The organism is Burkholderia vietnamiensis LMG 10929, assembly GCF_000959445.1.
Lineage (GTDB): Bacteria > Pseudomonadota > Gammaproteobacteria > Burkholderiales > Burkholderiaceae > Burkholderia > Burkholderia vietnamiensis.
In genome coordinates this window covers 1,250,991-1,270,578 of record NZ_CP009630.1, presented here as the reverse complement: position 1 = coordinate 1,270,578, position 19,588 = coordinate 1,250,991, and the positions used below count along the sequence as shown (strand labels likewise).

Here is a 19,588-nt window from a genome sequence, read left to right as displayed (position 1 = left end):
AGACCATCCGCATGCACGACGTTCTGTTCGCCACCCTACAGTCGGCTGAACGCGATCGACCGGGCGCGCCGAAATGCCGAATCGGTCAAGCGCGCGCGGCGGTCGTCACGCCCGAGTCGGCCGACAGGATCCGGTTGATCTCGTCGCGCACGATCGCGCGGCAGCCGCACGACATCTTCTCGAGGCCGCCGAGATTCGCGAGCACGATCGAGCTTCGATACTGGCGGATCAGGCCGAGCTTCTGGACTTCGCCCGCCGCGTCGGTGACCGTCTCGCGCCGCACGCCGAGCATCTGCGCGAGCATGCTGTGGGTCACCTGGATCTCGATGCTGCGCGAGCGGTCGTACGCGAGCAGGAACCATCTGCACAACTGGTGCTTGAGCACATGGTGGCGGCTGCAGAACGTGATCTGCGACACCTGCGCCATCAGCAGCCGCACGCACACGAACACCAGATGGCGAATCACCGGGGACGCGTCGAACGCGCGCGCGAACACGCGCCGGTCGAGCCGATAGACGAAGCCGTCGCGGCATGCGACCGCGCGGCACGGCATGCTGCCGCTGCCGCCGATCACGTCGTCGCACACGATGCTCTCGCTGCCGATCTCGGCCACTTCCAGCGTCATGCCGCCCGACGATACGTACTGCAACGAAACGGCCGTCGTGACGGGCAGATAGACGGCGCTCAGCATTTCGCCGGGTTCGCACAGCACCTGACCGGATCTCAGGTGAACCAGCTGAAGGTGAGCGACCAGCGCCGCGCGTTCGTCGCGGTCGAGCGCCGCGATGAACCGGTTCGCGTCGAAGCTGTGGGAGAGCTCGATCATGCCGCTCGGGGCGGCAACGGCGTCATTGGCCTGAAGAGTCACGGCGCATCCTCATAGGGTGAGCAATCGACTTCGTGCCGTGTATCCGCGCGGATTCGGCACGAACGTTCGATTTCTGTTCGTCGGAATTGGAATGTCTATGGCTAAAAAAGCTAGCACGCAATTGAATTCCCTCAATTGCGTATTACGTCACTTCACAAAGTTTGACGCTTCGGACGTCGGTAAGGAACTGTCATATGGAGCCCAAGATTTGGTTATCCATAATTTGCCCGTCGCGCACGAATTGGGATGCTCGCTCCGGAATGAAGTACCGATCGTGAATCAATTGAGCGTCGCTTCGCATGCTACAGGAAAAAATATAAAAGGCGTTGAACATTGTTTGACAATTGAGATATTGACTTGAAGTTCAACAATAGAATCAAGGTGTTGCGATATGTATGTGCGCTAGGTTACAAGCCCGTAAATCAAGCGATCGAATCAATTTTGAGACAGTTTCAAACGACCTTTCGAGTCGCGTGATGGCCGCCTGCGGGTCGCCCGGACATCATGGAATCAAATGAAAACGCGTCGTAAGTATTTGACCGGCAAGCCGTCGCGGAAGCGCGTCGGCCACCCGGCCGCGCGCGGCGCTTATTGATCAGTCGAATCACCTGCCGCGTCCGCGACGCGTGGGGGTGTCCGGAAATGAGACATTTTTTGAAGTTTCAGCGCGATTAATCCGTCGTTCTAATGCGGTCGTCATTCATATATTAAGGATGGACGGGTATTGGCACGTAAATCGCTTATTCGAGCGGGCGTGTCGAAACGGGATTGCCGATTTCCGGAGGCGGTGGAAAGCCGAGGGTCGATCGGAGCGAGGGTTGTGGGCCTCAACCTGCGTCGCCGTCGACGCGCATCGCGATAACGAGCTTCGCTGCCGCGGCTGCGCGCGGCGCGGACAATAAAAGGAATACAGCCATGCTTCATCTTCACTCGAGTTACTCCGCCAATGCCATTCTGGATGCGCTGCCGGAGGACACCCTTCATGCGATCGCACCGCACCTCGAACTGGTCAGGATCAAGGCCGGGATGCTCGATCGCGTCGGCGAACCGATGCGTCATCTGCACTTTCCGACGACGGCGATGATGTCGGTTCAGCACCTGATGGAGGACGGTGCGATGGTGGAGGTGGCGGTGGTCGGCCGCGAAGGCGCGGTCGGTCTCGCGACGCTCGTCGGTGGCGTGGCCGTGTCGAGCCGCGTCGAAGTGCGCGCCGCCGGCATGGCGTATCGCGTGCCGACCTGCGTGATGCGCGCGGAATTCGAACGGTCCGCGGCGACCTATCGCCTGATGCTGAACTACAGCCAGGCCACGATGGCGCAGATCTCGCGCAGCGCGCTGTGCAACCGGCATCACTCGGTCAGCGAGCAATTGAGCCGCTGGCTGCTGCTCGCGCACGACCGCATCGACGGCGACGAGCTGGCCGTCACGCAGCAGACGATCGCGAACATGCTCGGCGTGCGGCGCGAAGGCGTGACCGAAGCGGCCGGCGACCTGCAGGAAGCCGGGCTGATCCGGCAGCGCCGCGGCCGTATCACGGTGCTCGACCGCCATGGTCTCGAACATCACGCGTGCGAATGCTACGACCTGATTCGCGCCGACTATCGGCGCCTGCTCGGCACGCGCACGAATGCAACGCCCGCGCCGCTGCGCGCGCGCATGCCGGAACTGCAGAGCCGTTATCCGGCGCACGGTGCGTGACGATGCAGTCGATGTCCGGAGGAGCGAATGCGTTGCGGCGTGCCGCGATCGCGGCGGCCGACGTTGCGCTCGTGCTGGCCGGGGCGCTTGCCGCACAGCGGGCGGCCGGCCTCGGATGGCGCGACCTGTCCGATGCGCAGCACGGCGCGATCGCGCTGTTGTGCGTGCTGACGGTCGCGTTGCTGCCGCGTTACGTGCGGACCGTGCGCAACGGGGTGGCCGTGCCGGACGGCCCGCACGTGCTCACGCGCACGGCGCTGGCGCTGGTGTGCGCGAGCGCGCTCACGGTGGCCGGCACGATGTGGCTGATGAATCGCAGCGCAACGGTGAACACCCGCTGGATCGTGCGCACGGTGCTCGCCGGCGACGCCGCCGTGCTGATCGGCCGCGCGATGCTGCTCGCGTTCGTGCTGACGCGCGACGACTCGCACGTGCACCGGCGCCGCGTCGCCGTCGTCGGTGCGACCGCATACGGGCGCGTGGCGGTCGAGCGGATGCAGCTGACGCCAGGCGGGCCGTTCGTCGCCGCATGCGTTTTCGACGACGAAGCGCCGGCCAATGCGGCAGGCATCGGCGGCGTGCCGGTGATCGGCGATTGGGATACCTTGCGCGACATGATCCGCGGCGCACGGATCGACGAGGTGTGGCTCACGCTGCCGATGTCGCATGAGTGGCGGATCCAGCGCATCGTGCGCGAGCTGCGCGACGAATTCGTGCAGTTGCGGCTTTTGCCCGACGTGCGGCAGATGGCCGTGGTCGAGCGCTCCGCGACCGACGTGCTCGGCATGCCGGCGATCAATCTGGCGACCACGCCGCGCGCCGCGCCCGAGCTGTGGGCCAAGTTCGCGTTCGACCGGCTGTTCGCGCTCGGCGTGCTGATTCCGTTGCTGCCGCTGCTGTCGGTGCTGGCGCTCGCCGTCAAGCTGTCGTCGCCCGGGCCGGTGTTGTTCAGGCAGCGCCGCAAGGGCGTCGACGGCCGCGAATTCGACATCCTCAAGTTCCGGACCATGCGCGTGCACCGCGTACAGCCGGGCGTCATCCGGCAGGCGTCGCGCCACGACGCGCGTATCACGCGCGTCGGCGCATTCCTGCGCCGCACGTCGCTCGACGAGCTCCCGCAATTCTTCAACGTGCTGTGCGGGCAGATGTCGGTCGTCGGGCCGCGTCCGCACGCGGTCGAGCACGACGACTTCTACCGGCAGCTGATCGACTGCTACATGTACCGCTATCGCGTGCGGCCCGGCATCACCGGATGGGCGCAGGTGAACGGCTATCGCGGCGAGACGCGCAAGGTCGAGGCGATGGAGGCGCGCGTGAAGTTCGATCTCTTCTACATGCAGAACTGGAGCTTCGCGTTCGACATGAAGATCATCGTGCTGACGATCGTGCGCGGCTTCATCGGCCGCAACGCATTCTGACGCCTCGAAAATCCGCCCGGAACCGCGGCGTTGTGAGAGCGAACGTACCGACCGGCGCGCGCGCGGCGCACACACTGGCCGTATAGCAGCATCCCGCCCGGCGGGATGTCCGGCGGCGCGCTGGTGCGCCGCCGCCATCGGAACAGTCACGATCATGTCAACGTCGATTCGGGAGCGCAACGGGGCCGTGCTGCAGGACGCCCGCACGGAGCGGGGCATTGGTGCAGCAGCGCATGCCGCGCGCGCGCGCGGCCTCGTCATCAACGGAAAATTCACGGCCCAGCGCATGACGGGCGTGCAGCGCACCGCGTACGAGCTGACCTGCGAGCTCGCGCGGATCGCCGACGATGCGCCGTCGCTGATCGTGCCGCCCGATCACGACCCGGCCGCGTTGCCGGCCGGCGCGCGCGCGCAGCCGTCGACGCACCTGCGCGGCACGCTGTGGGAACAGTGGGCGCTGCCGCGCACGACGCGCGGCCGGACCTTGCTGAGCCTGTGCAACATCGGCCCGCTGTTCAAGCGCGATCAGCTGGTCATGATTCACGACGCGGCGATTTTCGACCTGCCCGACGGCTATTCGCTCGCGTTCCGGCTGTGGTACCGCTTCGCGTTCTGGATGATCAAGCGACGCGCGCGCCACCTCGTGACGGTGTCGCATTTCTCGCGCGCGCGGCTGGCCGCAAGGTTGCGCATATCGCCGGCGCGCGTGTCGGTCGTGCCGAATGCGGTCGATCATATCGACCGGATCGACGCCGACCCCGGCGTGCTGTCGCGATTGAACCTCGAACCCGACCGCTATGTGCTGTTCGTCGGCTCGCTCGCGCCTGGCAAGAATCTCGTGCGCGCGCTTGCCGCGATCGCGCTGATGCGCGAGTCGCACCCGACGTTGCGCTTCGTGATCGCGGGCGGCGCCAACGCGAAGATATTCGGCGTGCGAGAGGCCGGCCTGCGCGAAGACGACCCTTGTGTCACATGGGCCGGCTACGTGACAGACGGGGAACTGAAGGCGCTGTATGCGAACGCCGGCGCGTTCGTGTTTCCGTCGCTGTATGAAGGCTTCGGTTTGCCGCCGCTCGAGGCGATGCGATGCGGTTGCCCGGTCATCGCGTCACACGAGGGATCGCTGCCGGAGGTGTGCGGCGGCGCGGCGCTGTTCTGCGACGCGTATTCGCCGCCCGATATCGCGGCGGCGATCGCGTGCGTGATGGACGATGCCGAACTGCGGGATCGACTACGCGTACTGGGTCGCGAACACGCGCAGCGATACAGCTGGCAGCGCTCGGCGCGGGCTTTGCTCGAGATCCTGCGGGCGGATGCGGTGACGTGATGCAGCTGCGGTGCGGCGCGCTCGTGGGTGGATCACACGGTGCGCTGGGAATTCGCCGAGACCGATAGCCATCCGAATGATCGACGTGACGTGTTGCGTCGCGAACCGCCGAGCGTCGGCGTAACGAGCCGACGCGTTCGCCTCAGCCGTCCTCGTTCGACCGCCCGCTCGCCGGCAGCACGGCGGGCGCGCCTGCGGGGCGCGCGTCGGGCGCGGCTTGCGGGCCCGATGGCTGCACCGCGTGCTGCACCGTCGGCACGACCACGGTCGGGACGAAGACCGCGAGTGCCACCCAGACCACGACGCCGAACAGCATGACGTTCTCCCGCAGAGCCGCGGATATACCGCACATGCTGTCAATCTATGTCGCAAGTTTCAGCAGGGAATTGATCGACCTCAACGGCGGGAGCGTCATACGAATGGCGCGCATCGGCCCGTCGCCTCCGGCCCCGGTTTCCGTGCAACGCGCGCGGTTGCAGATGCAGGTCAACACGTCCGCGTTCAATGGGTTTATGCTGCGTCGAACGTCCGGCGCTTCGAGCGCCCGGGCGCACCTCCGGGCGCGGCATACGGGGCAATCCGGCCCGCCGTGACCGGCGACCGCCGCGCGACGTGCAGCGTCGCGCGGAACCCGGAACAGGAGACACGGCGATGGCGCTCGACCCCCAACAACGGCAGACGTTGCAGCAGCGGCTGACGGAAAGCGAACAGGCGTTGCGCGCGGAAATTCGGACGAGCGAGGATCAGCGCGCGTCGACCTCCTATGCGGACCTCGCCGGCGCCGCGCCGGACGAAGGAGACGAGGCCAACGCCGATCTGTTCGTCGACGTGGATCACGCACTGATCGGGATGAAGCTGGCCGAGCTGCGTGCGATCGACCGCGCGCAGCAGCGCATGCGCGACGGCAGCTACGGCGAATGCGTCGATTGCGACGCCGCGGTCGGCTATGAACGTCTGCTCGCGCGGCCGACGGCCGAGCGTTGCACGCATTGCCAGTCCGTATACGAGCGCCGTTACGCGACGACACCGCGCGCATCGCTGTGACGTCGGCGGCCGATGGCGGCGAAGAGGGCGACCGCCGGCACCCGGTTGCGTCGCCCGATTCCGCAATCAACCCAGCATGTCTTCAGCAGGGACGTACGGCAGCCCGAGCGCGAACGCGACGGCCTCGTAGGTGATGTGTCCGTCGCATACGTTCAGGCCCGCGCGCAGATGCGGGTCGTCGGTCATCGCGCGTTTCCAGCCCTTGTCGGCGAGCGCGAGCGCATGGCCGAGCGTCGCGTTGTTCAACGCGAACGTCGACGTGCGCGCGACCGCTCCCGGCATGTTCGCGACGCAGTAATGCACGACGCCGTCGACCACGAAGGTCGGCTGCGCATGCGTCGTCGCATGTGACGTCTCGAAACAGCCGCCCTGATCGATCGCGACGTCGACGACGACGGCGCCCGTGCGCATCGTCGCGATCATGTCGCGCGTGACGAGCCGCGGCGCCGACGCGCCCGGCACGAGCACCGCGCCGATTACCACGTCGGCGTCGCGCACGGCTTCTTCGACGGTGTGCGTGTTCGAGCAGACGGTCGAGATCCGGTTCGCGAACACGAGATCGAGTTGGCGCAGCCGCGCGACGTTGGTGTCGAGGACGGTGACGCGGGCGCCCATGCCGACCGCCATCTGCAATGCGCCGGTGCCCACGACGCCCGCGCCGAGCACGACCACGTGCGCGGCCGGCACGCCCGGCACACCGGCCATCAGCACGCCGCGGCCGCCACGCGGGCTCTCCAGGCAGGCGGCCGCGACCTGCATCGACATGCGCCCCGCGACCTCGCTCATCGGCGCGAGCAGCGGCAGTCCGCCGCCGACGCCGGTCACGGTTTCGTACGCGATGCAGACCGCGCCCGACTTCACGAGCGCGGCCGCCTGTTCGGGATCGGGGGCGAGGTGCAGGTACGTGTACAGCATCTGCCCGCGGCGCAGCATCGCGCATTCCGCCGGTTGCGGCTCCTTCACCTTGATGATCAGGTCGGCGCGCGCGAAGACGTCGCGCGCGTCGTCGCAGAGCGCGGCGCCGGCGGCTGCGTAGTCGTCGTCGAGCAGGCCGATCGCCGTGCCCGCGCCGCGCTGCACGAGCACGCGATGGCCGTGGCGCACCAGCTCGCGTGCGCCGGCCGGAGTGAGGCCGACGCGATATTCATGGTTCTTGATTTCCTTCGGCACGCCGATCAGCATGAGTCGTCTCCATGATCTTTCGTCATCGCGGTCGTGCCGGGCGCGCGGCGGTTGCGCATGCACCGGCGCGATTGCGCGATTGCAATCAAAGGGTAGTGGTGGCCGGTGGGAAGTCAAGTGCCGGCCCCGCGCGCGCGGATGCGCACCGCATCGCAGCATGCGCGTGTCCGCGTGTCCGATTGCGACCGGACGCCACACTGCAGGCCGCGCGCGATTTCGGTATCGTCTCGGGGGCACGCGCAGGCGCGCGCGTGCGGGCAGGTCCATGCCCGACCGATACACGACCACACGACGACCAGATGAGACAGGGGACCCTACCGACATGACCGGCGCGTACTTCAGCGTGCCGACGCTTTGTGCGATCGCACTCGTTCACGTCTACTGGGCGCTCGGTGGACAGCGCGGCAAGCGCGCGGCCATTCCGGAGCAGGACGGTGTCCCGCTGTTGCGTCCGACCCGGCGCGGCACGCTCGCAGTCGCGGCGGCGCTGCTGTGCGGCGCCGCCGCGGTCGCGTCGCGCGCGGGCTGGTTGGGGCCGAAGGTTCTGCCCGGCGCGACCGCGTTCGCGATCGTTGCGTTCGCACTCATTTTCGCGGTTCGGGCGGTCGGCGATTTCCGATACGTCGGCTTCTTCAAGCGTGTCCGCGGGTCGCGCTTCGCGCGCATGGACACGCTGTGTTATTCGCCGCTTTGCGTGGCGCTGGCGCTGGCTTTCGCGTCGATGTACTGGGCGAGGTGAGCGGCGCGCGCGCCGGGTCGACCGGAGCCATCCGGCTGGCGCGCTCCTGCCTGCCGCCCGCCGTCTCGCGCTGCGGCGGCCGGCGATCGCGCCGCGCCATTTTTCAACTGTTGCGCTTCGCGATGCAATGGCATGCCTCGAACTCATTTTGCAATGGAACCGGTTCCATTTATAATGCGCAGCACGTCGCTTGCCCCTGACGAGGGCCGTGCGCGTCGCGCTTGCCGGTGGCGGGCGCGGCGTTCGAGGTAATTCGGGGGAAGGGCGATGAGGGCGGATGACGGCAATAGCCGTGCGTTTGCCAGACGATAGGCCCGCGAAGAGGCCGACCATGCGCGGCGGGCCGCAGCCGGCACGCCGCGCGCGGGCATTGACGCACCGCGTGCGGCGTCCGGCCGATGCCGGACGCGCCGAGGTTCGCAGTGTTGCCAATCCAGGACGGCCGGCCGCACGCGGCATGGCTGCCGTGCCGGGCATGCCGCATGCGGAACGCGCCTTCCCGGATCTCGCCCCCAACGATCAACATCCCGACCATGTCCACGCCCACCGACAAATCCAACTCGCGGCGCCGCTTCCTGCGCACGTCGGTCGCCCTCGTGCCGATCGCCTCGGTCGCAGGCTGCGATCTGCGCTCGCCGCCATCTTCCGGCAGCCCGTCCGGCGCGGCCTCCGCGGCATCGGCGAGCGCCGAACGCGCGCCGTACAAGCCGACCTTCTTCGACGCGAAGGAGTGGGCGTTCGTCCAGGCCGCCGTCGACCGTCTGATTCCGGCCGATGCGGAAGGCCCCGGCGCGCTGGAGACCGGCGTGCCGGAGTTCATCGACCGGCAGATGGAAACGCCGTATGCGCACGGCGCGACCTGGTACATGCAGGGGCCGTTCCAGCAGGGCGTGCCCGAGCTCGGCTACCAGCTGAAGCTCGTGCCGCGCGACATCTACCGGCTCGGCATCGCGGCCGTCAACCGCTATTGCGAGAAGGCGCACGGCAAGGCCTTCGCCGATCTCGACGCGCCCACGCGCGATAGCGTGCTCGGCGCGCTCGAGAAGGGCGCGACGCCGATCGACGACGTGCCGTCCGCGGTGTTCTTCGGCCAGTTGCTGCAGAACACGCGCGAAGGGTATTTCTGCGATCCGGTGCACGGCGGCAATCGCGACATGGCCGCGTGGAAGATGATCGGTTTTCCGGGCGCGCGCGCCGACTTCATGGACTTCGTCAACCAGAACGGCAAGCCGTATCCGTACGGCCCAGTTTCGATCAACGGGGAGCGCACCTGATGGCCGCAGAACACAAGCCGCACGTCGATGCGGTGATCGTCGGCTTCGGCTGGACCGGCGCGATCCTCGCGAAGGAACTGACCGAAGCGGGGCTGAACGTGGTCGCGCTGGAGCGCGGCGAGTATCGCGACACCTATCCGGACGGCGCGTACCCGAACACGATCGACGAACTGACCTACAACGTGCGCAAGAAGCTGTTCCTCGACCTGTCGAAGACGACCGTGTCGATCCGGCACGGCGTGCAGGACACCGCGCTGCCGTACCGGCAGCTGGCGGCGTTCCTGCCGGGCGAGGGCGTGGGCGGCGCGGGGCTGCACTGGTCGGGCGTGCACTTCCGGATCACGCCCGAAGAACTGCGGCTGCGCAGCCACTACGAAGAACGCTACGGCAAGAAGTTCATCCCGGACGGGATGACGATCCAGGACACGGGCGTCAGCTACGACGAGCTCGAACCGTACTTCGATTTTGCGGAGAAGGTGTTCGGCACGTCGGGGCAGGCGTACCAGGTCGGCGGCAAGGTGGTCGGCGACGGCAATGTGTTCGAGGCGAACCGCAGCGACCACTTTCCGCTGCCCGCGCAGCTCAATACCTATTCGGCACAGCGCTTCTTCGATGCCGCGAAGTCGCTCGGGCTGCATCCGTACCGGTTGCCGTCGGCCAACACGTCGGGGCCGTACACGAACCCGTACGGCGTGCAGATGGGGCCGTGCAACTTCTGCGGCTATTGCAGCGGCTACGCGTGCTACATGTACTCGAAGGCGTCGCCGAACCTGAACATCCTGCCCGCGCTGCGGCAGACGCCGAACTTCGAGCTGCGCTCGAAGTGCCACGTGCTGCGCGTGGATCTCGACGACACGAAAAAACGCGCGACCGGCGTCACCTACGTCGATCCGGCCGGCCGCGAGATTCACCAGCCGGCGGATCTCGTGATCGTCGCGGCGTTCCAGTATCACAACGTGCACCTGCTGCTGCTGTCGGGCATCGGCAAGCCGTACGATCCGATCTCGGGCGAGGGCGTCGTCGGCCGCAATTTCGCGTATCAGAACCTGTCGACCATCAAGGCGTACTTCGACAAGGATACGTACACGAATCCGTTCGTCGGCGCGGGCGGCAACGGCGTCGCGGTGGACGACTTCAATGCGGACAACTTCGACCACGGGCCGCTCGGCTTCGTCGGCGGCTCGCCGCTGTGGGTGAACCAGGCGGGCGTGAAGCCGGTCAGCGGCATCGCGACGCCGCCCGGCACGCCGCAGTGGGGCTCGGCGTGGAAGAAGGCCGTGAAGGACAGCTACGCGCACACGATCTCGATGGACGCGCACGGCACCAACATGTCGTACCGCGACGTCTACCTGGACCTCGATCCGACCTATCGCGACTCGTATGGCCAGCCGCTGCTGCGCATGACGTTCGACTGGAAGGACAACGACATCAGGATGGCGCAGTACGTGACCGGGCAGATGAAGAAAATCGCGGAAGCCATGGGGCCGAAGGCGATCGGCGTGTCGACGCGCGAATTCGGCAAGCACTTCGATACGCGCGCGTACCAGACCACCCATCTGGTCGGCGGCGCGATCATGGGCACCGATCCGAAGACGAGCGTGCTGAACCGCTACCTGCAGTGCTGGGACGTGCACAACGTGTTCGTGATGGGCGCGTCGGCGCTGCCGCAAGGCATCGGCTACAACCCGACCGGGATCGTCGCCGCGCTGGCCTACTGGTCGGCGCGTGCGATCCGCGAGCAGTACCTGAAAAATCCCGCCCCGCTGGTGACCGCATGAACCGCACGATGAACCCTCGCAACGCGGCGCGCCGCGTGTTTCCGCTGCGGCGCGCCGCGTTGCTCGGCGCTGCATGGGCGGCGATCGGCGTCGCGGGTGCGCCGGCTGTCGCGCAACCTGTCTCTCAATCGGTCGCGCCAGCGCCCACCGCAACCCACGCCGCGCAATCGGCGGACGCCGACCTCGTCAAGCGCGGCGCGTACCTCGCGCGCGCCGGCGACTGCGTCGCGTGCCACACCGCGAGCGGCGGCAAGCCGTTCGCAGGCGGGCTGAAATTCGACACGCCGATCGGCGCGATCTATTCGACCAACATCACGCCCGACCGGAACACGGGCGTCGGCGGCTGGACGCTCGACGACTTCGCGCGGGCAGTGCGCGAGGGCGTGCGCAAGAACGGCGACACGATGTACCCGGCGATGCCGTATCCGTCGTACTCGCGCCTGTCCGACGACGACGTGAAGGCGCTGTACGCGTACTTCATGCACGGCGTCGCGCCGGTCGAGCAGCAGAACCGCGCGGTCGACATCGTGTGGCCGCTGTCGATGCGTTGGCCGCTGGGGTTCTGGCGCAAGATGTTCGCGCCGGCGCCGAAGCCGTTCGATGCGGCGCAGTACGCCGATCCGGTCGTCGCGCGCGGCGCGTATCTCGTGCAGGGCCTGGGCCATTGCGGCGCCTGCCATACGCCGCGCGCGGCGACGATGCAGGAGCGCGCGCTGACCGACGCCGGCGGTCTGGATTTCCTGGCCGGCGGCGCGGCGATCGACGGCTGGGTGCCGACGAGCCTGCGCGGCGAGCCGCGCACCGGGCTCGGCACGTGGAGCGAGACCGAGATCGTGCGGTTCCTGAAGACCGGCCGCACGCTCCGCACCGCGGCGTTCGGCGGGATGACGGACGTGGTCGGCCACAGCATGCAGCACCTGAGCGACGACGACCTGACCGCGATCGCGCGCTATCTGAAGACGTTGCCGCCGCGCGTGCAGGGCGAGCAGCCGCACGTGTACGACGCGGCGGCCGCCACCGCGCTGCGGGCTGGCGATGCGAGCAAGCCCGGTGCGGCCGTCTATCGCGACAACTGCATGGCATGCCACCGCAGCGACGGCCACGGCTACACGCGCGTATTCCCGGCGCTGGCCGGCAACCCGGTGGTGCAGGGCGACGATCCGACGTCGCTGATTCACGTGGTGCTCGAGGGCAGCGCGCTGCAAGGCACGCATACCGCGCCGTCGACGTTCACGATGCCGCCGTTCGGCTGGCGCCTGTCGGACCAGGAAGTCGCGGACGTGTCCAACTTCGTTCGCACCAGTTGGGGCAATTCCGGCACGCCGATCACGGCCGAGCAGGTCGCGAAGCTGCGCAAGCGCGTGCCGTCGACGCGACCGGAGCCGCCCCCCGGCGCACGCTTCCCGCAGGCGTCGCGCTGACGGGCGCGGCGGTTGCGCGCCGGTATTCGCCGGCGTGCGGCTGCGGCGACGGGCCGGCCGCCGCCGTGCGCAGCACCGTGCTGCCACGCCGCCATGGCGCGCCAGGCCGCGAATTTTTCGCGGCGGCGCGCCATTTCCTTGTCCCATCCCGTATCCTTTGGTTTTTGAGCCTTACTAAATAGTTACAAGACCTTGGGAGAGGGGATGCCACATGACGTCAGCCTGATTGCACTGCTCGCGGCCGGTTTCGGGCTCGCGATGGTCTTCGGTTATCTCGCGTCGCTGCTCAGGATGCCGCCGCTGGTCGGCTATCTGCTCGCCGGCATCGTCATCGGCCCCGGCACGCCGGGGTTCGTCGGCGATCTGTCGCTCGCGCAGCAGCTCGCCGAAGTCGGCGTGATGCTGCTGATGTTCGGCGTCGGTCTGCACTTTTCGCTGCGCGACCTGCTCGCGGTGCGCAAGATCGCGCTGCCCGGCGCGGTCGTGCAGATCACCGTCGCGACGCTGCTCGGCGGCGCGCTCGCGCTCGCGTGGGGCTGGAGCGTCGGCGCGGCGCTGGTGTTCGGCCTCGCGCTGTCGGTGGCGAGTACGGTCGTGCTGCTGCGTGCGCTGGAAGGGCGCGGGCTCGTCGAGACGGTCAACGGGCGCATCGCAGTCGGCTGGCTCGTCGTCGAGGATCTCGTGATGGTGCTGGTGCTCGTGCTGCTGCCGCCGGTCGCGGGCCTGCTCGGCGGCACGCCGCCCGGCGATGCGCAGGCGGCGGGCGGCGGCGTCTGGAGCACGCTCGGCGTCACGATGCTGAAGGTGGCGGCGTTCATCGCGCTGATGCTCGTGGTCGGCAAGCGCGTGTTCCCGCGCATCCTGTGGCTCGTCGCGCGCACCGGGTCGCGCGAGCTGTTCACGCTGTGCATGATCGCCGCGGCGGTCGGCATCGCGTTCGGCGCCGCGAAGCTGTTCGACGTCTCGTTCGCGCTCGGCGCGTTCTTCGCCGGCATGATGATGCGCGAATCGGAATTCAGCCGGCGCGCGGCCGACGAGACGCTGCCGCTGCGCGACGCGTTTTCGGTGCTGTTCTTCATTTCGGTCGGGATGCTGTTCGACCCGAAGGTGCTGATCGAACAGCCGCTGCACGTGATCGAGGTCGCGGCGATCGTGCTGATCGGCAAGACGCTGGCGGCCGTCGCGCTGGTGATCGCGTTCCGGTATCCGCTGAACACCGCGCTCACGGTCGGCGCGGGGCTCGCGCAGATCGGCGAGTTCTCGTTCATCCTCGCGGGTCTCGGCCGTGCGCTCGGCTTGCTGTCGGCCGAGGGGCAGAGCCTGATACTCGCGGTCGCGCTGATCTCGATCGCGATGAACACGCTGCTGTTCGCGATGATCGATCCGGCGCTCGCATGGATTCGCAAGCGTTCCGCGTTCGCGCGCAGGCTCGAGGCGCGCGACGATCCGCTCGCCGCGCTGCCGATGTCGACGCCGCAGACGCACCTGACCGGGCAGGTCGTGATCGTCGGCTACGGCAAGGTCGGTACGCGCATCGCGCATGCGCTGGACGAGCGCGGGATCGCGTATGTGGTGGTCGAGCAGAACCGCGAGCTCGTCGAGAAACTGCGCGCGGACGGCGTCGCGGCCGTGTCGGGCGACGCGATCGAGCCGGTGGTGCTCGTGCAGGCGCACATCGCGCGCGCGGGGATGCTGGTCGTCACGCTGCCCGACGTGTTCGACGTGCGGCAGATCGTCGAGATTTCGCGCACGCTGAATCCGGCGCTCGAGGTCGTGTTGTGCACGAACAGCAGCGACGAGGCCGGCCTGCTGTCGAGCGAGGGCGTCGGCACGGTGTTCATGAGCGAGAGCGAACTCGCGCGCGCGATGACCGAACACGTGCTCGGCAGAATGGCCAGGCCTGCGGCGGTTGCGCATTGAGGGGCGTGGCGTGGGGCGGCGTGTGTCTTGCTGCTCGTGGCTCGCCGTTCGTAGCTCGCTGCTCGTAGCTCGTAGCTCGTAGTTCGTAGCTCGTAGCTCGTGGATCGCGGATCGCGGATCGCGGATCGCGGATCGCGGATCGTAGCTCGTGGATCGCGGATCGTGGATCGTGGATCGTGGATCGTGGATCGTGGATCGTGGATCGTGGATCGTGGATCGTGGATCGTGGCGAACGGCGAGCGGCGAGCGGCGAAGGGCGAAGGGCGAAGGGCGAAGGGCGAAGGGCGAAGGGCGAAGGGCGAAGGGCGAAGGGCGAAGGGCGAAGGGCGTGCGGCCGGGCGGCAGCACATGGCACAGGATCGTGCGGCGCGGGACGCGGGCCGTCTGCGGGCGCGGCGTCGGCAATGCGGCCAGCATCCGAAGCCCGAGCGCAACGCGTTCGACGCGGAGCGTCGCGCTGGCACGCTCTCGCTGCCGCGCCAGCCGGCTTCAGCCCGCCGCGGCGTCGGTCCGGGAGCTCACGCGCGGTCCGGCGTCCGCCGTCACCGGCGCAGTCGCTTTCCGCGCGGTTGACGTCTTCGGCGGCGCGGCCGAGTCGGCTGCCGCGGCCGTCTTTTGCCGCGCCGCTGCGCGGTTCGGCGCATTGGGTGCATCGGGCGCCGTCTCGAGCGGCGCATCCGGCGGCACGCCGAGCAACTGCAGCGAGCCGCTCGTGATCGACGAGAACACCGGGCCGGCCACCGTGCCGCCGTAATAGCCCTTGCCGCGCGGCTCGTCGATCATCACCGCGACGATCAGGCGCGGGTTGCTCATCGGCGCCATCCCCGCGAACAACGCGCGATATTTCCCCTTCGCATAGCCCGTGCCCACCTGCTTGCGCGCGGTTCCGGTCTTGCCGCCGATCCGGTAGCCGTCGACGCGCGCGCGGCGCCCCGTGCCGCCCTCGCTGACGGCCAGCTCGAGCATCGAGCGGATGGCCGCCGCGGTTTGCGGCGACGTCACGCGATGGCCGCGATGCGCATCGGCCGTGTGCGGGTCGGTGCCGTTCTTCAGTAGCGACACCGGATGCAGCGTCCCGTCGCCCGCATACGCGGTGTACGTCTGCGCGATCTGCAGCAGCGACATCGACAGCCCGTAGCCGTAGGCCATCGTCGCCTGCTCGATCGGCCGCCAGCGCTTGTAGCCGCGCAGGCGGCCCGACGCGACGCCGGGGAACGTCAACTCGGGCGCACGGCCGATCCCGTACTCCTGGTACTTGTTCCAGATCGTCTCGGCGGGCAGATTCAGCGCGAGCTTTGCGAGCGCGACGTTGCTCGACTTCTGCAGCGCCTGCGCGACCGTCAGCGAGCCGTGGTTCGACGTGTCGTGGATCACGGCCGGGCCGATCCTGTAGGTGCCCGGCGACGTGTTGACGATCGTGTTCGGCGTGACCTTGCGTTCGTCGATCGACAGCGCGACGACCAGCGGCTTGATCGTCGAGCCCGGCTCGAACGTGTCGATCACCGCGCGGTTGCGCAATTGCTGACCGGTCAGCCGCGCACGGTCGTTCGGATCGAAGGTCGGGTAGTTCGCGAGCGCGAGGATCTCGCCGTTCTGCGCGTCAAGCACGACGACGCTGCCGGCCACCGCGTTGTTCTCGATCACCGCCGCCTTGAGCTGGCTGAAGGCGAGCTGCTGAATCCGCCGGTCGATCGTCAGCTCGATCGTCGCGCCGTGCTGCGCGGGCACCAGCGGGCGCGTGTCGGAGACGATGCGGCCGAGCCGGTCGCGGATCACCTCGCGCTGGCCCGACGTGCCCGACAGCCGCGCGTTGGCCGCGAGCTCGACGCCTTCCTGGCCCTTGTCCTCGACGTTCGTGAAGCCGACCACGTGCGCGGCCGATTCGCCTTCCGGATAGAAGCGCTTCGAATCGGCGATCTGCGTGATGCCGTCGAGCGCCAGCTTGTCGAGCCGGCTCACGGTGTCGGCGTCGACCTGCCGCTTCAGCAGCACGAACGTACGATCGTTGCGCAGCCGGCGCTTCACCTCGGCGAGCGGCATGTCGAGAATCTTCGCGATCTGCGGATAGTCGATTTCGGCGACCTGCTTCGGGTTCGCCCAGATCTCGTAGGTCGACAGGCTGACGGCGAGCATCGCGCCGTTGCGGTCGACGATGCGTCCGCGCATCGCATCGAGCTCGATCGTGCGCTGGTAGCGTTTCTGGCCTTCGCCGACGTAGAAGTCCTGATTCGCGACCTGCACCCAGAATGCGCGTCCGATCAGCGCGGCGAAGCCGGCGGACACCATGATCACGACGAACTTCGAGCGCCACATCGGCAAGCGCGACGCCAGCATCGGATGCTTGGTCGCGGCGGAATACGGGTCGGCGGGGTGGGTCTTCTTCTTTGCGCTCATGCAAGGGCCGGGTCGGGCCGCCGGGCGGCGGCAGGTCAGTCTGAATAATGTGATTGTAATAAATTAGTAAGCATCGCGTGGGGAAAGTGTGAGCCGCCGGCCGGCCGCTGCTGGCCGCGCAGCATACGCAACGAGGACGACGGAAAGGACGCGCTCCGTAGCCGCGCGCGAGCCGCGAGCCGCGACCTGCGCGCCAACCGTTATTGCCGAGCTGGGCGGATTTACCCGTCCCCGATTAGTTTTCTCGCGCCAAAAGAAAAAGCGCCTCGTCGAGAGGCGCCTTATTGATGAATATCGAAATTAATATCGCGTATCGCGAAATGGGAATATCCCTAAAACCGCAGACGATTGCCGTCAAAAAAACTAACGCGCGACGGAAATAAATTCCTCGTATTCCGGCTCCGCGGTGGAACGATCGACCGCCTGCAGCCGCCAGGCTCCGTCGGGATGCTCGCCGGCGAGCACCGCAGGGCCATGATCGCGCTGCATCGCGCTGAACGACAGGCCCTTCAGCTGACATACTGCGTTGCCGCTGTCCGCCGCGCACAGTGCCATCGCGCCTTCGACGTGGCGCACCTTGCCCCAGCTCGGAAGATCGATCCCCTCGTGTGCCTCGCGCGACCACAGCCCTTCCTCCGTGTCCACCCACAGCACTGCGTAAGCGTGGCGGGTTGCCGAGTCGCTGCCATTAATACGAATAGTGAGGCGCATTGGATCCTCTCCTGAAGAAAATCACACGTTCGACCGTTTTGGTTTGACCAGTCTAGATAGACTGTGGTGAAACGCAAGTGATAATCCTCAATAAATCGAATTGCGTGCATTCGTATACGCCATGAAACGACGTCTGACAATCGGCCGAGATCCGAATCTCGCCGGCAAAGACCCGCCGTAGCGCGATCCGTGCGTCGCGGCGGAAAATCGAGTGGCTCCGGACATGCGACGACTCGGATCGACCGGCGTCGAAGTGTCGCGCCGGCGCTGTCACGACATACCCCGACATACGCATACAAATCCTCACACTTTCACGAAACTTTCAGGACAGACATCCGGACGATCGGGCCCCACACTGCCGGTTTCCGATCCTCTGTCGCGGACGCCCCGCCGTGGCGTCCCACGGCCTTCCACGCCGAGACGCGTTCGACGCATATCCCTGCGGCAGCGCAACGGGATCGGGAGCCCCGGGACCCATGCCAGTCCCGGCCGGCCGGGCGCGAGGCGCATTCCGTGAACCGGGGCCGCGCGGCGCCGCGCCGATTTTTCGAAGGAGACTATCGTGCTGATCTGGAAAACCGCGCTATCGCTCAACTGGCGCACGAGCCTCGTCTCGCCCGCCAGCGCACCGGTCGCGGCGGCCAACGTCGGACGGCTGGTGCTGACCGGCGCGACCGGCTTCATCGGCAGCAGCGTGCTGACGGCGCTCGTCAACGCCGGGTTGCTCGAACGCATCGTCTGCGTGGTGCGCGCGGACGACCGCGGCCACGCGCTCGCGCGGCTGCGCGAAGCCGCGCTGCGCGCGGGGCTCGCGCCGTACTGGGCGTCGCGTCTGAGCGACGCGAACGTCGCGCTCGGCGCACTCGGCGACGTGTGGCAGCGCGCCGACGCGCCGCGTCTGGCCGACGCGACGCACGTGATCCATTGTGCGGGCCATGCGTCGCCGGCCGGCGGCGCGCATCTGCAGGCCGACCTCGCCGATTCGGTCGGCTTCGCCGCGCGCTTCGCGGATGCGCCGCAACTGCAGCGTTTCGTCTACGTCGGCACCGCCTACGCGCATGCGGGCCGCGGCGGCCTCGTGCATGAGGAGTCGCGCAGCGCGGGCGAAGCCGCGCAGGCCGCCCACGCGCTGCCCGGCGCGGTGCTCGCCGCCGACTACCTGCGCGCGAAGGCGGAAACCGAGCAGCGGCTGCGCGGGCTCGGGTTGCCGCTGGTGGTCGTGCGGCCGTCGCACGTCGTCGGCCATACGGTGCTGGGCACGCGGCCCGCGCCGAATTCGTTCTGGACCTTCCGCGTCGCGCATGCGGCGCGCCGCTTCACGGCGCGGCCGATGACGCGCATCGACATCGTGTCGGTCGACGACGTCGCGCGCGCGACGATGCTGCTCGCCGTGAAGCCGACGCTGATGCACGACGTGTACCACGTGTCGGCCGGTGACGAGGCGCCGCAGGTCGCGCAGATCGTGCGCGCAATGGACGAGGCGGCCGGCATGACGGCCGCGCCGCGCTACGCGGCCTGTGCGCCGGCCGAATTGCCGCTGGTGGTGCGCGACGTGCTGGGGCGGCGCGATGCGGCGCTGGAGCGCGTGATCGGCCGCGCGTTGCAGCGCTGCGCGGAGTTCGCGACGGTCGATCGCGTGTTCGACAACAGCCGCGTGCGCGACGAGATCGATTTCGAGCCGCTGCCGTTCGTCGATTACGTCGAGGAATGCATGCGCACGTCGCGCGGTGTCGCGGTAACCGAACTGGTGCGCGGCACGCCGCACTGATCGTTCGCGCCGTTCGCGCGCTTCGCTCGGGCCGCGCCAGCGGCCC

Annotated in this window: 15 protein-coding genes; 10 read left to right on the top strand and 5 right to left on the bottom strand. The window is 67.9% G+C overall.

Annotation, left to right across the window (positions count from 1 at the left end; translation table 11 throughout):
• Positions 1–85 precede the first annotated feature (85 nt).
• A complete protein-coding gene (locus AK36_RS05730) occupies positions 86–826 on the bottom strand; it encodes a Crp/Fnr family transcriptional regulator (protein WP_011882070.1) in 741 nt (246 codons plus the stop codon).
• A gap of 957 nt (positions 827–1,783) precedes the next feature.
• Here AK36_RS05730 and AK36_RS05725 point away from each other — a divergent pair.
• From AK36_RS05725 to AK36_RS05715, 3 genes are all read left to right on the top strand, one after another.
• Positions 1,784–2,566, top strand: coding sequence for a Crp/Fnr family transcriptional regulator (locus AK36_RS05725; protein WP_011882072.1), 783 nt, complete (start codon positions 1,784–1,786; stop codon positions 2,564–2,566).
• A gap of 11 nt (positions 2,567–2,577) precedes the next feature.
• Positions 2,578–3,984: an undecaprenyl-phosphate glucose phosphotransferase gene (locus tag AK36_RS05720; protein WP_045578436.1), complete on the top strand. Its 1,407-nt coding sequence runs from the start codon at positions 2,578–2,580 to the stop codon at positions 3,982–3,984.
• Positions 3,985–4,138: 154 nt separating this feature from the next.
• Positions 4,139–5,311: a glycosyltransferase family 4 protein gene (locus AK36_RS05715; protein WP_052691546.1), complete on the top strand. Its 1,173-nt coding sequence runs from the start codon at positions 4,139–4,141 to the stop codon at positions 5,309–5,311.
• A 142-nt stretch (positions 5,312–5,453) separates the two neighbouring features.
• Here AK36_RS05715 and AK36_RS33900 read toward each other — a convergent pair whose 3' ends face one another.
• Positions 5,454–5,627 (bottom strand): hypothetical protein, encoded by a 174-nt coding sequence (locus AK36_RS33900; RefSeq protein WP_014724999.1) that lies wholly within the window; start codon positions 5,625–5,627, stop codon positions 5,454–5,456.
• 335 nt (positions 5,628–5,962) lie between these two features.
• Here AK36_RS33900 and AK36_RS05710 point away from each other — a divergent pair, with 335 nt between their 5' ends.
• Positions 5,963–6,355, top strand: a complete 393-nt coding sequence (locus AK36_RS05710) for a TraR/DksA family transcriptional regulator (protein ID WP_011882075.1) — start codon at positions 5,963–5,965, stop codon at positions 6,353–6,355.
• A gap of 66 nt (positions 6,356–6,421) precedes the next feature.
• Here AK36_RS05710 and ald read toward each other — a convergent pair whose 3' ends face one another.
• Positions 6,422–7,537, bottom strand: a complete 1,116-nt coding sequence (gene ald / locus AK36_RS05705) for an alanine dehydrogenase (protein WP_011882076.1) — start codon at positions 7,535–7,537, stop codon at positions 6,422–6,424.
• Between the two features lie 322 nt (positions 7,538–7,859).
• Here ald and AK36_RS05700 point away from each other — a divergent pair, with 322 nt between their 5' ends.
• The 5 genes from AK36_RS05700 (at position 7,860) to AK36_RS05680 (ending at position 14,669) form a co-directional block, all read left to right on the top strand.
• Positions 7,860–8,276, top strand: a complete 417-nt coding sequence (locus AK36_RS05700) for a DUF3995 domain-containing protein (RefSeq protein WP_014724998.1) — start codon at positions 7,860–7,862, stop codon at positions 8,274–8,276.
• A gap of 533 nt (positions 8,277–8,809) precedes the next feature.
• Entirely contained in the window at positions 8,810–9,550 is a 741-nt protein-coding gene (locus AK36_RS05695) for a gluconate 2-dehydrogenase subunit 3 family protein (RefSeq protein ID WP_045578068.1), read from the top strand.
• Positions 9,550–11,328, top strand: coding sequence for a GMC family oxidoreductase (locus AK36_RS05690; protein WP_034193481.1), 1,779 nt, complete (start codon positions 9,550–9,552; stop codon positions 11,326–11,328). Before AK36_RS05695 ends, AK36_RS05690 begins: the two co-directional genes overlap by 1 nt.
• Complete coding sequence (locus AK36_RS05685; protein ID WP_045578067.1) at positions 11,325–12,749, top strand: c-type cytochrome; 1,425 nt, start codon at positions 11,325–11,327, stop codon at positions 12,747–12,749. The genes AK36_RS05690 and AK36_RS05685 overlap by 4 nt, the downstream gene beginning before the upstream one ends.
• Before the next feature lie 204 nt (positions 12,750–12,953).
• Positions 12,954–14,669 (top strand): cation:proton antiporter domain-containing protein, encoded by a 1,716-nt coding sequence (locus AK36_RS05680; RefSeq protein WP_045578066.1) that lies wholly within the window; start codon positions 12,954–12,956, stop codon positions 14,667–14,669.
• 489 nt (positions 14,670–15,158) lie between these two features.
• Here AK36_RS05680 and AK36_RS05675 read toward each other — a convergent pair whose 3' ends face one another.
• A complete protein-coding gene (locus AK36_RS05675; protein ID WP_045578065.1) occupies positions 15,159–17,063 on the bottom strand; it encodes a peptidoglycan D,D-transpeptidase FtsI family protein in 1,905 nt (634 codons plus the stop codon).
• 363 nt (positions 17,064–17,426) lie between these two features.
• Positions 17,427–17,774, bottom strand: coding sequence for a DUF3564 family protein (locus tag AK36_RS05670; RefSeq protein ID WP_045578064.1), 348 nt, complete (start codon positions 17,772–17,774; stop codon positions 17,427–17,429).
• A 562-nt stretch (positions 17,775–18,336) separates the two neighbouring features.
• Between AK36_RS05670 and AK36_RS05665 the strand changes: the two genes are divergently transcribed.
• Complete coding sequence (locus AK36_RS05665; RefSeq protein WP_045578063.1) at positions 18,337–19,542, top strand: SDR family oxidoreductase; 1,206 nt, start codon at positions 18,337–18,339, stop codon at positions 19,540–19,542.
• The last annotated feature ends 46 nt before the right edge of the window (positions 19,543–19,588 follow it).